Annotated in this window: 10 protein-coding genes and 1 tRNA gene; 5 read left to right on the top strand and 6 right to left on the bottom strand. The window is 65.9% G+C overall.

What is annotated here, in order from left to right; all coding sequences use genetic code 11:
* The first annotated feature begins 13 nt into the window (after positions 1 to 13).
* A complete protein-coding gene (locus tag DI605_RS11340; protein WP_293973529.1) occupies positions 14 to 628 on the top strand; it encodes a redoxin domain-containing protein in 615 nt (204 codons plus the stop codon).
* 113 nt (positions 629 to 741) lie between these two features.
* On the opposite strand, the gene DI605_RS11335 is transcribed toward DI605_RS11340, so the two are convergent.
* Together DI605_RS11335 and DI605_RS11330 are read right to left on the bottom strand one after the other, a co-directional pair.
* A complete protein-coding gene (locus tag DI605_RS11335) occupies positions 742 to 2,463 on the bottom strand; it encodes an amidohydrolase (protein WP_293974426.1) in 1,722 nt (573 codons plus the stop codon).
* Positions 2,464 to 2,519: 56 nt separating this feature from the next.
* Positions 2,520 to 3,434 carry an NAD(P)-dependent oxidoreductase gene (locus DI605_RS11330; protein WP_293974424.1) on the bottom strand — a complete coding sequence of 305 codons (915 nt, stop codon included), beginning with the start codon at positions 3,432 to 3,434 and terminating at the stop codon, positions 2,520 to 2,522.
* A 45-nt stretch (positions 3,435 to 3,479) separates the two neighbouring features.
* On the opposite strand from DI605_RS11330, the gene DI605_RS11325 reads away from it, so the two are divergent.
* Together DI605_RS11325 and DI605_RS11320 are read left to right on the top strand one after the other, a co-directional pair.
* Entirely contained in the window at positions 3,480 to 4,727 is a 1,248-nt protein-coding gene (locus tag DI605_RS11325; protein WP_293973527.1) for a threonine ammonia-lyase, read from the top strand.
* Positions 4,728 to 4,856: 129 nt separating this feature from the next.
* Entirely contained in the window at positions 4,857 to 5,648 is a 792-nt protein-coding gene (locus DI605_RS11320) for an arginyltransferase (RefSeq protein ID WP_293973525.1), read from the top strand.
* A gap of 160 nt (positions 5,649 to 5,808) precedes the next feature.
* Here DI605_RS11320 and DI605_RS11315 read toward each other — a convergent pair whose 3' ends face one another.
* Together DI605_RS11315 and DI605_RS11310 are read right to left on the bottom strand one after the other, a co-directional pair.
* Positions 5,809 to 10,470, bottom strand: coding sequence for an NAD-glutamate dehydrogenase domain-containing protein (locus tag DI605_RS11315; protein WP_293973523.1), 4,662 nt, complete (start codon positions 10,468 to 10,470; stop codon positions 5,809 to 5,811).
* 103 nt (positions 10,471 to 10,573) lie between these two features.
* The gene (locus tag DI605_RS11310; protein WP_293973520.1) at positions 10,574 to 11,626 is read right to left on the bottom strand and encodes a hypothetical protein; all 1,053 of its coding nucleotides are present in this window, start codon (positions 11,624 to 11,626) and stop codon (positions 10,574 to 10,576) included.
* A 136-nt stretch (positions 11,627 to 11,762) separates the two neighbouring features.
* Here DI605_RS11310 and DI605_RS11305 point away from each other — a divergent pair.
* Positions 11,763 to 11,838: transfer RNA gene (locus DI605_RS11305), tRNA-Thr, on the top strand.
* Positions 11,839 to 12,055: 217 nt separating this feature from the next.
* Positions 12,056 to 12,496: a hypothetical protein gene (locus DI605_RS11300; RefSeq protein WP_293973517.1), complete on the top strand. Its 441-nt coding sequence runs from the start codon at positions 12,056 to 12,058 to the stop codon at positions 12,494 to 12,496.
* 120 nt (positions 12,497 to 12,616) lie between these two features.
* On the opposite strand, the gene DI605_RS11295 is transcribed toward DI605_RS11300, so the two are convergent.
* Together DI605_RS11295 and DI605_RS11290 are read right to left on the bottom strand one after the other, a co-directional pair.
* On the bottom strand, positions 12,617 to 13,483 hold the full coding sequence (locus DI605_RS11295; protein WP_293973514.1) for a hypothetical protein: 867 nt from the start codon (positions 13,481 to 13,483) through the stop codon (positions 12,617 to 12,619).
* Positions 13,484 to 13,716: 233 nt separating this feature from the next.
* Entirely contained in the window at positions 13,717 to 13,983 is a 267-nt protein-coding gene (locus tag DI605_RS11290) for a hypothetical protein (RefSeq protein ID WP_293973512.1), read from the bottom strand.
* Positions 13,984 to 14,077 lie beyond the last annotated feature (94 nt).

Raw genomic sequence — 14,077 nt, 5'->3', positions numbered from 1 at the left:
AGGAGAGCCTGAGATGCACACTCCGTTTCGAAGCCTCGCGATGATCGCGATCGCGGCCAGTCTTGCCGCCCCCGCCTCCGCCGATGTCGCCACGGGCGCGATGGCCCCGAACTTCACGCTTCCCGATGCCTCCGGCAAGCAGGTGAGCCTCGCCGCGTTCAGGGGCAAGACGGTGGTGCTGGAGTGGAACAATCCCGGCTGCCCCTTCGTGCAGAAACATTATGGCAGCGGGAACATGCAGAAGACGCAGGCCGCGGCCGGCGCCCAAGGGGTCGTCTGGCTGACGATCAACAGCGGTGCACCCGGCCAGCAGGGCCATATGAACGGCGCCCAAGCCGCGCGTTTCGTCACGTCATCGAAGGCCAGGCCCAATGCCTATCTGCTCGATCCCGCCGGCAAGGTCGGCCATCTCTACGCCGCCAAGACGACGCCACACATGTACGTGATCGATCCGGCCGGGCGCCTCGTCTATCAGGGCGGCATCGACGACAAGCCGACCGCCAACCCCGCCGACATCGCATCCGCGAAGAATATGGTGCTGGCGGCGCTGGGCGACATGAAGGCCGGGCGCAAGATCGGCGTGAGCGAGAGCCGGGCTTATGGCTGCTCGGTCAAATATGCGAGCTGAACCGGCCTGACATCGTCCCCGGCGCAGGCAGGGGGCGATACCGGTTCGCCTCATGCCCGCAAATCATGATCGAACGGCATGGAGGCCAGACGGTGCCGGCATGACGGGTGCGGTTACTTCCTGACCCAGGCCCGCTGGCCGCCGACCCATGTCTCCAGCACCTTCGTCTCGCGCAGCGCCTCGGGCGTCACCCGGAAGGGGTCGCGATCGACGAGGATGAAGTCGGCATAATGGCCCGGCTCCAGGCTGCCGATCTGCTGTTCGGCCTTCGCGGCATAGGCCGCCCCGGTCGTGAAGGCGGCGAAGGCCTGATCCAGCGTCAGCTTCTGTTCGGGCAGCCAGCCCCCCGGCGGATCGCCGGCCGCATCCTGCCGCGTGATCGCATCCGCCATGCCCGGAAACGGATTGGGATCCTCGACCGGATAATCCGATCCGAAGGCGAGCGGCACCTTCTCGTCCAGCATCGTCTTCCAGGCATAGGCACCGGCCAGCCTGTCCGGCCCCAGCCGCACGACCGCCATCCGGTGATCGGATGTCGCGTGGCTGGGCTGCATCGAGGCGATCGTGCCATGCTGGGCGAAGCGCGGCAGATCCTTCACGTCAACGATCTGGGCATGCTCGATCCGCCAGCGCCGATCGCCCTTGTAGGTATCCGCCAGCTCGTTGATCGCATCCAGCACCTGCGCATTGGCCGCATCGCCGATCGCGTGCACCGCCACCTGGAAATCATCCATCGCCGCCCGGCTCATCAGGTTCTTGAGCTTGGCGTCGTCATTGAAGAGCGTGCCCTTCTGCCCCGGCGCATCGGCATAAGGCTGCTTCAGCGCGGCGCCGCGTGATCCAAGCGCGCCATCGGCAAAGAGCTTCACGCCCACCATCCGCAGGCGCCCGCCATAGAGCCACGGCGTGGGGCCCGTGCCGGCCACCGCCAGCAGCGGCTCCAGCCCGAAGGCGTAGCTCACGACACGCAGGCGCAGCCGGCCGGCATCGCCCGCGCGGCGCATCGCCTCCCAATCCTCGATGCTCGTGCCCATGTCGCACGTCGCGGTGATGCCATCGGCCAGCAGGATATCCTGCGCGGCGGCGAAGGCCTGATCGCGTTCGCGCGGCAGGCGCGGGGGCGCCGCCTGCTCCACCAGCTTGCGCGCGGCATCCACGAACAGGCCTGTCGGATTGCCCTTCGCATCCCGCTCGATCCGTCCGCCGGCAGGATCCTTCGTCTTTGCGCTGATGCCGGCGGCCGCCATGGCCGCACCATTGGCCCACACGGCATGGCCGTCGATCCGCTCCAGCAGGATCGGCCGGTCGCGCACGATCGCGTCGAGATCGGCGGCGGTGGGAAAGCGGCCGAGCCGCCACGTTTCCTGATTCCAGCCGCCGCCCCGGATCCAGGCCGATCCCGTATGCGCCGGCGCATAAGCGGCGAGCTTCGCCTGCGCCTCGGCAAGGCTTTTCGTGCCCGTGAGGTCAAGGCTCAGCGCCTGGTCACCCAGCCCCTGTACATGGCCATGGGCATCGATCAGGCCCGGCAGCAACGTCCGCCCCTGCCCGTCCAGTCGGAAATCGGGGCGCTGCGGCCGCGCCTCGCCCGCGTGGAGCAGGCCCGCCACCTTGCCCTGGCGATCGATCAGCATGCCCGTAAAGCGGACGATCTCGCCCTTCATTCCGATCGTGTAACCGTTGACGTTATCGACCAGCCCCTGCTCGGTGAGCGGGATTTCCGCCACGGGCGGGCGTTTCTTCGCGTTGACCGGCGCGCCCGCTGAGAAGGCTATCGCCACCGCGGCGAGCATGGCCACCCTCAGCGAGGCCCGATCGCGCACCACCCGGTGCATCCCGGCGGAGCAGGCCGGATCGCCCGATCCCATCGCCGGTGACGACGGGCTCCGGATCAACGCCCCAGCCTGCGCATGAGGCTGCTGGTATCCTGCCGGCCGCCGCCCATGGCCTGCACTTCGGCATAGAATTGATCGACCAGCGCCGTGACGGGCAAGGTGGCGCCATTGCCGCGCGCCTCCTCCAGCGCGAGGCCAAGATCCTTGCGCATCCAATCCACGGCGAAACCGAAGTCGAAGCTGTCCGCCGCCATCGTCGCCCAGCGATTCTGCATCTGCCAGCTCGCCGCCGCCCCGCCCGATATCGCCTCGAACACCTTGTCCGGATCGAGGCCGGAGGCCTGCGTGAAGCGCATCGCTTCCGAAAGGCCCTGAAGCACGCCGGCGATGCAGATCTGGTTCGCCATCTTGGCCTGCTGGCCCGCGCCCGCGCCACCGATATGGACGATGCGCGCCGCATAGGCCTCCATCAGCGGATGCGCTTTCGCCAGCGCCTCGATCGTACCGCCGCACATGATGGAAAGCGCGCCTTTCTCTGCACCCGCCTGCCCGCCGGATACGGGCGCGTCGACGACGAGCAGCCCGCGTGCGCTTCCCTCCTCGGCCAGGCGTCGGGCGATCTTCGCCGAAACGGTGGTGTGATCGATGAAAAGTGCGCCCTCGCTCATCGCCGCGAACGCGCCCGCATCGCCAAGCGTGACCGCCTCGAGATCGGCATCCGCGCCAACGCAGCTGATCACCGCATCGGCTCCTTGCGCCGCAGCGGCGGGCGTGGGTGCGGATCGACCACCATTGGCGGCGACCCACTGATCCGCCTTCTCGGCGGTGCGATTATAGACGGTGACGTCGTGGCCTGCGGCGAGGAGGTGGCGCGCCATCGGCCCACCCATCACGCCCAGGCCGATATATGCGATCTTGGCCATGCGCGTCCGATAATGCGACGCGCGCTCATGCGCCAGCCGCCTTCGCAACGCGAAAGGGTTCAAATACGGCGTAAGAGCCTGTAGGGGCCACCGATGGCTACGCTGCAAACGATCGACCTCGTCCCCACCCCCGTGGTGTCGATGGAGGATATTCGGATCGCGGCCGCGCGCGTGCAGCCCTCGATCGTGCGCACGCCGACCCTGCTGAGCCGCACGCTTTCCGAACTGACGGGCGCGACCGTCTATCTGAAATTCGAGAATCTCCAGTTCACCGCCGCCTACAAGGAGCGCGGCGCGCTCAACAGGCTGCTCCAGCTGGATGAAGGCGCACGGGCACGCGGCGTGATCGCGGCGTCGGCGGGCAATCATGCGCAGGGCGTTGCCTATCATGGCCGCCGCCTGGGCATTCCCGTCACGATCGTGATGCCGAAGCCGACGCCCACCGTGAAGGTGCAGCAGACCGAGAATCACGGCGCGACCGTGATCCTCCACGGCGAGAGCTTCGACGAGGCCTATGCCCATGCGCGGCTGGTGGAGGCCGAACAGCGGCTGACCTTCGTCCACCCCTTCGATGATCCGCACATCATCGCGGGGCAAGGCACCGTGGCGCTGGAGATGCTGGAGGCCGCGCCCGATATCGACTGTTTCGTCGTGCCGATCGGCGGCGGCGGCCTGATTTCGGGCTGTTCGACGGTCGCCAAGGCGGCCGATCGCCCGATCGAGGTGATCGGCGTGCAGGCCGAGCTTTATCCTTCGATGTTCAACCGGATCACCGGCGCGCATCTCCCCGTGGGCGGCGATACGCTGGCCGAGGGCATCGCCGTCAACCAGCCGGGCGCGCTGACCTCCGAGATCGTGCGCGAGAAGGTGGACGACATTGTCCTCGTTTCCGAACGGGACATGGAGCGCGCCCTGTCGCTGCTGCTCCAGATCGAGAAGACGGTGGTGGAGGGTGCGGGCGCCGCCGGCCTCGCCGCGCTGCTCGCGCATAAGGAGAAGTTTGCCGGCAAGACGGTGGGCCTCGTTCTTTGCGGCGGCAATATCGATACGCGCCTGCTCGCCAATGTCCTGCTGCGCGATCTCGCCCGCTCGGGCCGGCTCGCGCGCCTGCGCATCCGGTTGCAGGATCGGCCGGGTGCGCTGTTCAATGTGGCGCGCATCTTCGATCAGGAAGGCGTGAACATCCTGGAGCTCTCGCACCAGCGCATCTTCACCAATCTTCCGGCCAAGGGCCTGAGCCTGGATGTGGAATGCGAAACCCGCAATCAGGCGCATCTGGATCGACTGACCAGTGAGTTGCGCGCCGCCGGCTATGAAGTGAGCCCGGTCGAGCTTGCCTGACCGATCCCTGCGCCCGATCGCTTTAAAGCTTTGGTAACCATCTTTCATGGTAAAGCCGCTTTTCATGGCAGCCCGCTGGCGGCATAGTCGTTATCGGGGCTAGGCATTGCGATTGGGGCGGAATCGGGCGTGAGCGCGCAGTTCAAATTTCCGCGTTTCTTCGTAACGACGCCCGCGCCTTGCCCGTATCTCGCCGGCCGCACGGAACGAAAGGTGTTCACGGAGCTGGCCGGCCCCCATGCGGGCGAGCTGAACGAGGCGCTAGGCCGAATCGGCTTCCGGCGCAGCCAGGGTGTCGCCTACCGGCCGAGTTGCATCGATTGCCAGGCATGCGTGTCGGTTCGCGTCGTGGCCGGCGAATTCAAGCCCAACGCCACCCAGCGCAAGCTGATGCGTCGCAATTCGGATCTCGAGATCAGCGCCTGCCGCCCGTGGACGACGGAGGAGCAATATGGCCTGCTCCGTCGCTATCTTGCCGCGCGCCATCCGGGTGGCGGCATGGCGGAGATGGATGAGCTCGATTTCGCCGACATGGTGGAGCAGACGCCCGTCACCACCTTCGTCGTCGAATATCGCGAACCATCGACGGATGGCCGTCCCGGCCGCCTGATCGGCGCCTGCCTGACCGATCAGCAGTCCGATGGGCTCTCGATGGTCTACAGCTTCTTCGATCCCGAGCTGGAAAGCCGCCCCGGTCTCGGCACGTTCATCATCATCGATCACATCATGCGATCGAACGCCGCGAACCTGCCCTATGTCTATCTTGGCTATTGGGTGAAGGGTTCTGCCCGCATGCAATACAAGACCCGCTTCCAGCCAATGGAGCGGCTAGGCCCCACTGGGTGGCGGCGTCTGGATGTCGCCGATGCGGAGCCCGGCGCTCCGCCCATGCCAGGCGGCCTGAAATTCCCCAAGCTCTGATCCGATCAGGAACGGGCCTGCCAACGCAGGCCTGAAACGCGCGGACGAATTCCGGGCTGGCAGACGGATCGCCGCCGATCCGGTCGATCGACCAGCAGCATCCCCCAACAAGACCGCTCGAACGCTCTCCTCGCCCGGAAGACAGGGAGAGCGTTCGAGATCATCGCGCGAGAAGGCTTCGCGCCTGTGCCGCGATCTGCGCCAGCATCGCGGCGCTGACGGTGGGCGCCAGTCGCGCGCGATCGACCAGTTGCACGAACTGGCCCACGCGCGTCTCATTCTCGGCCAGCCACGCATCCAGCGCAGCTTCGGGATCCCCGTCCCCGATGCGCGCGAGGAAATCGAGCCGGAATTGCTCGAAATCGCGCGCCAGCCCCGCCGTGAGGAGGCGTTCCCATGGATCCGCCGGCACGAAGCGCACTGCGGCCGATTTCGCCCAGTCGATGCCCAGCACCTCGCCCACACGGACATAGGCTTCCGTCAGGGCGATTTCGTCGACACCGATCCGCGCACCGAGCGCCGCCGTGCCGATCGCGCCATCCAGCTCGAACAGGCGAACGACCTTGGCCACCAGCCTCTCTTCGCCGCCAGCGGCGATCAGCCGGGCTGATAGCGCCCCCGCCTGCGCGCGCGCATCATCCCGCAGCAGCGGCTCCAGCCCCGCCGAAAGCCGGTCGAGACCGGATTGGAGCTCGCTCACCAGACTGGCCGGCTCGATCTGGCCATTGCTCACGCGGAGCAGATCCGCGACGTGCAGGCGCGCGCCCCGCCCCGCCATATCCAGCAGGAGAAGCCGCGCCGTCTCGTCCATCTGGCCGGTTTCCAGCTCCGCGAACAGCGCCTCGAACCCTAGCATCGCATCCGTCGCGAAATATGCGGCAGCGACCTCGGCGAGCGTGACGCCCTCCTCTTCCGAAAGCTCGAACGGCCCGACGAGGCCGAGCCGGTTGACGACACGGTTGGCCATCTTCGTGGCCACGATTTCCGGCCGCAGCCGGTGAGAATCGATCGCGGGCGCGAACCGCGCCTGCATCTGCGGCGGGAAGGCCGCGTGCAGCAGGGGACCGAACCATTCGTCACGCGCGATGTCGGTCGCCTCGATCGCTGCCTGCAACGCGAGTTTGCCGTGGCTCAGCAGGATGGCGAGTTCCGGCCGGGTCAGGCCGCGCTCCTCGCGTGCGCGGCGCAGCAATGCCTCGTTGCTCTCGATCCCGTCCACGGCGCGATCGATCCGGCCCATGCCTTCCAATATCTCGATCACGCGGAGTTGGCCCGGCAACGCCGCCGCCCCGCCGCGTTCGGCCAGGGAGAGGCCCAATGTCTGGAGGCGATTATCCTCCAGCACGATCCGGGCCACCTCGTCCGTCATTCCGGCCAGGAAGGCGTTGCGATCCTCGAAGGGGAGGCGCCCCTCGTTCATCTCGCGATTGAGCGCGATCTTGATGTTCACCTCGTTATCCGAGCAATCGACACCAGCCGAATTGTCGATGAAGTCGGTGTTGATCCGCCCGCCTCGCTCGGAAAAGGCGATGCGCCCGGCCTGCGTGACGCCGAGATTGGCGCCCTCGCCGATCACCTTCACGCGCAATTCCTCGCCGTTCACGCGATGGGGATCGTTGGCGGCATCGCCCACCTCCACATTGCCCTCGGCAGCGGCCTTCACATAGGTGCCGATCCCGCCGAACCAGAGCAGGTCGGCAGGCGATTTCAGGATCGCGCTGATGAGGGACGAGGGATCCAGCTCGGTCTCCGCCAGACCCAGCACGGCGCGGATCTCCGGGGAGAGCGGAATGCTCTTCTGCGATCGCGAATAGACCCCGCCGCCGGGCGAGATCAGGCTTGCGTCATAATCCGCCCAGGAAGAGCGCGGCAGCGCGAACATGCGCGCCCTCTCCTCCCAGCTGCGCGCGGCATCCGGCGAGGGATCGAGGAAGATGTGCCGGTGATCGAAGGCGGCGACCAGCCGGAGCGCCTTGGACAGCAGCATACCGTTGCCGAACACGTCGCCGGACATATCGCCGCAGCCGACGACGGTGACGGGATCGGTCTGAACATCGACCCCCATCTCCTTGAAATGTCTCTGGACGGAAACCCAGGCGCCACGCGCCGTGATCCCCATCGCCTTGTGATCGTAACCCACGCTGCCGCCGCTGGCGAAGGCATCGCCCAGCCAGAAGCCCCGCTCCACCGCGATCGCATTGGCGACATCGGAGAAGGTCGCCGTGCCCTTGTCGGCCGCGACGACGAAATAGGGATCATCGCCATCGTGGATCACGACGCCTTGCGGATGAACGACGCCGCCCTCGACGAGATTGTCGGTGACGGAGAGGAGCGAGCGGATGAAGATGCGATAGCTCTCGGTGCCTTCCGCCAGCCAAGCGTCGCGGTTCGCAGGAGGCGGCAGCAGCTTCGGATAGAAACCGCCTTTCGCGCCGGTCGGCACGATCACCGCATTCTTCACCACCTGGGCCTTCATCAGGCCCAATATCTCGGTACGGAAATCGTCCCGCCGATCGGACCAGCGCAGGCCGCCACGCGCGATCGGGCCGCCGCGCAGATGGATACCCTCCACGCGCGGGCTATAGACCCAGATTTCGCGCCACGGCCTGGGCTTGGGCAGGTTCGGCACTTCGGCCGAATCCAGCTTGAAGGCGAGCGCCTCCCCAGCGGCCGGCGTAAAGGCGTTGGTGCGCAGGATGGCCAGCACCAGACCGCGCAGCCGGCGCAGGATCCGGTCATCCTCGATCGAGGAGACCGCAGTGAGCCCTTCGTCGATCGCGGCGAGTTCGCGCTCGCCGTCGCGCCTGCTCTTCGGATCATGCCGGGCGTGGAAGAAGCCGAGCAATGCCTTCGTCACTTCGGCGGACCGTCCGAGCGCGGCCGCCACCGTCTGGAGCCCATAGGCAAGGCCGGTCTGGCGCAGATAACGGAACCAGGCGCGCAACAGTAGCACGTCGCCGGGGTGCAACCCGATCGAGACGACGAGCATGTTGAACGCGTCGTCTTCGGCCTGCCCTTCCAGCACTGCCGAGATCGCCGCGCCCACATCGTCCGCCCGCGCGAGCACATCATCGACGATGGCGACATCGGTCGTCTCGACGAGGAAATCGTGGATATAGGCGTTCCGCTCGCCCGCCATGCGCGTCGGGCGCTCGGCCAGCACGGTGAAGCCGAAATTCTCCAGCACCGGAACGGTGGAGGAAAGCGGCATCAGCCCACCCAGCCGATAGGTTTTCAGCTTGAGGTGCATCGGCTCCCCATCGGCGGCGGCGGCGATGCGCGTGCCCCGCGCCCCCTCGTCCGCCAGCGCGTCGAGCCGCAGCGCATCCGCCGCCGCCTCCGCCGGCACTTCCGCATTGCGATAGGGTGCCGGGAATTGCTCGGCCCAGTCGAGCGTCAACCGCGCCGCGCGCGTGGCGTTCACGCTCTGGCCCAGCGCCAGTTCCACGGCCGGCGCCCAGCCGCGCAGCATCGCCTCGATCGCGTGATCCAGCGCGGCGACATCCGGCATCGTCGCGCCGGGGCGCGGATCCAGCGTGAAGCGCAGGAGCGCCAGATCGCCCTCGCCGCCCGTCTCCAGCGACCAGCTGGATACCGGGGCGTCCGCCGCCTCCGACAGCAGATTGCGGATCGCCAGGCGAAGCGCGGTGGAGACCGCCTCCCGCGCGAGCCAGACGAACGCATAAAGATGCCGGCGCAGTGGCCCTGCCGCGATCACCAGCTTCGGCCGGGGGCGATCGGCGAGCGACATCGCCGTCAGCGCCACCTCTTCCAGCGCGCCCGCGCCGAGGCCCACGAGCAGATCATGCGGCAGCGCCGACAATGCATGGCGCAGCGCCTTGCCGGCGTGGGCGCCGGGATCGAAGCCATATTTTTCCTCGATCGCCTTCAGCCGCGCGCGAAGCACCGGCACCTTGTCCGAAGGCGAGCGCAGCGCGGCGCTGGTCCACAGGCCGACATGGATCGAAAGCGCCTCCACGCCCGTATCGCCGCGCAAGGGCACGACCAGCATGTCCAGTGCGGTGCGGCGGTGGACGCGCGCCGTGCGATCGCTCTTGATCGCGAGCGGGGCCTCACCGCCACGCTCAAACCAGCGAAACGCCTCGGCCCGTGCTTCCTCGGTCCACAAGGGATCGCTCGCGCCGCGCAATATGCCGAGCCCATCCCGAAGGGCGCCGTCACGCGTCTCGACATGCGCGCCCAGCAAGGTGAAATGCCGTTCCAGGAACCAGCGCAGCAAGGCCGCGCCCTCGCCATCCGGCAGTGTCGCCGCCGCATCGCGCAGCGCAAGCTGCATGCGCGGCCAGTCTTCCACCGCGTGGCGCACATCGCCCAGCGTCGCGGCGATCTCGGCCTCCAGCGCGCGGCGCGCCTTCGCATCGGCACGATCGGCTTCGATATAGATCATCGATTCCCGGCGCTCGCCGCTCGCTTCGCCACGAAACAGCTCGACCAGCTTGCCGCCGCCATCCCGACGCACGGCGACGACCGGATGCAGCAGGCGATGAATGTCGATCCCCGCTTCGGCCAGCGCACCCGCCACCGAATCCACAAGGAACGGCATGTCGTCATTCACGATCGCAAGGCGCATCCTGCGGCGAACACCTTCCCCACCGATCGATTCGATCTGCACCGCCGCCTCGCCCGGCCGCCTCGCATTCGCCGTGGCGGCCACGAAAGCCGCGGCCTCGGCACGCCCGGCATCGTCCAGCCCATCCGTCTCACCCGGCAAGGCACCGTCCGTCAGCGAGGCGACAATCGCCTCTCCGATCGCCTTGTCGAGCGTCATGCGTGCTTCGTTTTCAACGAGCTCCGCGTCCATGCATCTGCTCCTTGGGAGCGTCCTCGGAGAGGCGCCCCTCCTCATTCAAGATGCACGCGCTATGCGCCTCGCTCGTTACCAGCACAAGCGAGGCCGACAGGTATCAGCCCGCGGCCCGGCCTGCCGGCTCGCGCCCCGCATCATCCTCGTCGTCGGAGCGATGCGACGACCGGGCCATAAGCTCCGGCGCGATCGAGGTGAGACGGAAGCGGGCCCGAGGCGGCGCCTGGCCGGCATCCGGCATCGCTTCCCAGCGGGCGGCGAATTCGGCCACGCCGCCGGGCGCGGCATCCAGCCGCCGGGCGAGATCATGCCCGCCGATCGCCAGCAGACGCGCCTGCTCCAAGGTGCGCTCGATCGCGGGCAACTCGGCATCATCATCGAAAATGGAGCGCAGCTGCGCCCTGGCTTCCTCCGCCGGCAGCCCGGCCACGCCATCATGCGCGGCCCCGATGGCGGCGTGCAGATGCGCGCGGGCACGCGGGCGGTCCGTCTTGGCAAGCGCGGCCCAGGTGTGCGCCGAGGCGATGCGCTCCAGCGTCGAGGGAGGTGTCGGCAAATCGCGCGTCACAGGCGGCAGAGACCAGGGCGAAAGCGTCGCATCCGAAGGCGGCGTCGCGCCGATGCTGGCGAGGGCGGCGGCCACATCGCGGCCGGGCAGCTCCGCGGCGATCTTCCGCCAGCTCATCACCCCCATGACATGCGCGATCGCGCCCTTTGCGTCGGCGATCGGCAGCAGAATGCCGCGAAAGCAGCGTCCGGCATCGCCGCCCTCCGGCGTTTCCGCCTCGAAGCCGATCGGCGTGCGCTGCAATGCCACGGTCGGCAGCCGAGCCAGAAGCTGCCCGACGAGGCTGGTGCCGGCAGTGTCGGCCGTCGACATTTCCGCCGACAGCGCCGGGCCGATCGTGCGAATTCGGGCCGGCTGGTTGCCCGCCGGCAGATCCACCAGAATCATCTGGTCGGCAAAACCGGATTCGGACACGTCGTCGCAATCCGCCAGCGTGGGCATGGCGCGATCATCGGCGCGCCCTCGCCAGTAATTATAGGCGCGAACATGCAGCCGTCGCTCGCTGGCGATGAAGGGGAGCGGTTCGAACGCATAAGCGCCGCCCCCGCTGCTTTCGCCCTGCCCTGTCCCCACCAAATTCGTCATCGCCCGCCCGAGCCCTTCGCTGCCATCGCAATGCGGCATCACCGTTCTTCAGAATGCACCCGCAGGCCTTGCCGAAAGGTAAATCAAATGACCCGCTTGCGGTAACGCGCGAGCCCGTATAGAGGCCTCGCCGCACGCCGCTTTAGCTCAGCTGGTAGAGCATCGCATTCGTAATGCGGGGGTCACAGGTTCAAGTCCTGTAAGCGGCACCATCCACCCAAAGGCACATAAACGAGGGAAACCGGGCAGCGTCCGGTGGAAGGGCCTTTCCGTGGGAAGCGCGTTTGGGTCCAGCGTGGGGCGCTTTGGGTAGGAAGCGGGGCTCGACCCACGCTATACTCTTGTCGCCCCCTTCTCCGGCCGTTGGCGAACTACCCGGCTACGCTCGGCGGCATAACGAGGGGGGAACCGGCTTTGACCAGTAAACGAATGGCGCCAACCGACGCAGATATCTTGGAGGCCGCAACCGATTTCCGCCGTGCCATTGATGCCGCCGGTCAAGGGCCGTGGCAGGCGAAGAGCATGACATATCCGCGCGGATGTTGCGGTCACTCGGTCGAGCTTCTCGCCCGCTACCTTTTGGAACGTTTTGGCATTCGGCCTGAAGCCGTAAATCAGACCGCGACGGATAGCATTGGCGGATGGACAGGTTGTCATAGCTGGCTGGAGTGGAACGGCCTCACGATCGACATCTCCGGCGATCAGTTCGCTTGGTCGCGCGTGATCGTCACCCGCACCCCACTCTATCACGGACGCGGTTGTGACGAGCAGAGATCACCAGCACCGCACGAGGCCGATGGATGGTGGGCAGTAAATTGCGGTTCGCTTTGGACGGCGATCAGAGCGCACCTCCCAAGCTATTCGTCGTGACGAATGAGATCGGGCGCCTGCGTAGCTCTGGAGCCGCCTTCTACTAAATATGCGGCCTTTGTTTGTGCCGGGCGCACGGGACCACGCTATAGAACAGTGCTGCCAAGCTGCTGAGCAACCTCAGATGCAGTTTGGATTGTCCGATCCGCCAGGGTAGAAAGAAGTTATTCCTTCTTCTGCATTCGGATCATACCACCAGTTGCTTCCCCAACTGATTCCCATCGCCATATTGGCGAGAAGAGCGGCGTCGTACGCCATCGCGCGCAAACGCTTCGGCGTGATCTCAATTTTATCAGCAGATTTATCGAAGACGTCTGTGGTTACGTAATGCGAGTTATCCATGCCGATTAAAGCATGTTGTATCAGCATGTCCCGTGCCCGCTGAAGCAACTTTCTATGTGGCTGCGCCTTTTGCCACTCGGTGTTTTGAGAAAGATCGATTCCTCGCCTACGCGCCTCACGTTCATTTTCAAGTACGCGGGCAAAATGGCTTATGAACTGAGCGAAGAAATTATTATATTGATCTAGATCCAAATACGAGCCAGCCGAGGTTCCGGGAGGAGACGGAAGGGATGCTCCCGTCCCTGGCTCCCTGCCCGCAACGTAATGATTAAGTTTTTCGACCAGATCTGGTGTCGAAATGAGACCGATTTTTACCAAAAATGACATGTTGTCGGATGCCTTATCAGGGTCTCCGGTCTTGATCATTTCAAGTATGCGAGCACTCTCGGCCTGTCGCGCATGCAACTCTAACTCACTGCGGAATTTCTCCTGTTCCAACGTGAGGTTGTCATTTGCACGAATTCTATCTAATTCCCGCTGCGAACGCCCGTTCCACCATGCCACAGCGACATTGGCGAGCGCGGCGACAAAAGCAGCGAAGACGCCGACGAGGATCGGGTTTAGCCATCGAGCCCGTCCGGCCTCCTGCCGACGCAACTGCAGATCGTCCTCCTTAAGTTTCTGCTCGCGCTCCGCGATAGTCATCTGAGATCGCCGAACAACCTGATCTGCCGTGAACTTCTCACGTTCCGACACGGAATCGCGTGACTGAGAGGCCACCGGGACTGGCGTGCTTGCAAGCATCACGCAAAATGCAAACAGGTATCGATGTTTCATCGTGCTCTACAAAACTCCGATCGCCATGAGGCGCCTTGCGAAGGCTACTGCAGCGGCCGATAGGTAGCCGGGTAGTCGCCTAGCGCAATGCACCTTTCCCATCACTCTTCCTCTCCCATCTCCCGCTCGGCCTGTGCCATGAACTCGCGTGCGGCGGCGCGATCCCTCTCGTCCTGAAAAGCCTCCTCTACGTCGGGTTCGATGCCGAGCATGAACATGAGGCACCACAGGGCGAAGCGTTCGTCCTCATTCTTCTCGAAGCCGAACTGCAGCCGTAGCGCGGCCACTCCGTCCGCCACCCGCTCAGGCGGAAGCGTGGTGATATCATCGGTGCCGAAGAAACGGATGAGGAGCGCGTCAAAGTCCATGCTTACGCCCCTACCACCCACCCGTCAGAAGGGCGACACGTCGAGCGGCAGCGTTAACTGGGGAGAACCCGGCTCGCCCATCCATCTATCGCTC

The organism is Sphingomonas sp., from assembly GCF_003248515.1.
Classification (GTDB): domain Bacteria; phylum Pseudomonadota; class Alphaproteobacteria; order Sphingomonadales; family Sphingomonadaceae; genus Sphingomonas_I.
This window is presented reverse-complemented; position numbering and strand designations above follow the sequence as displayed.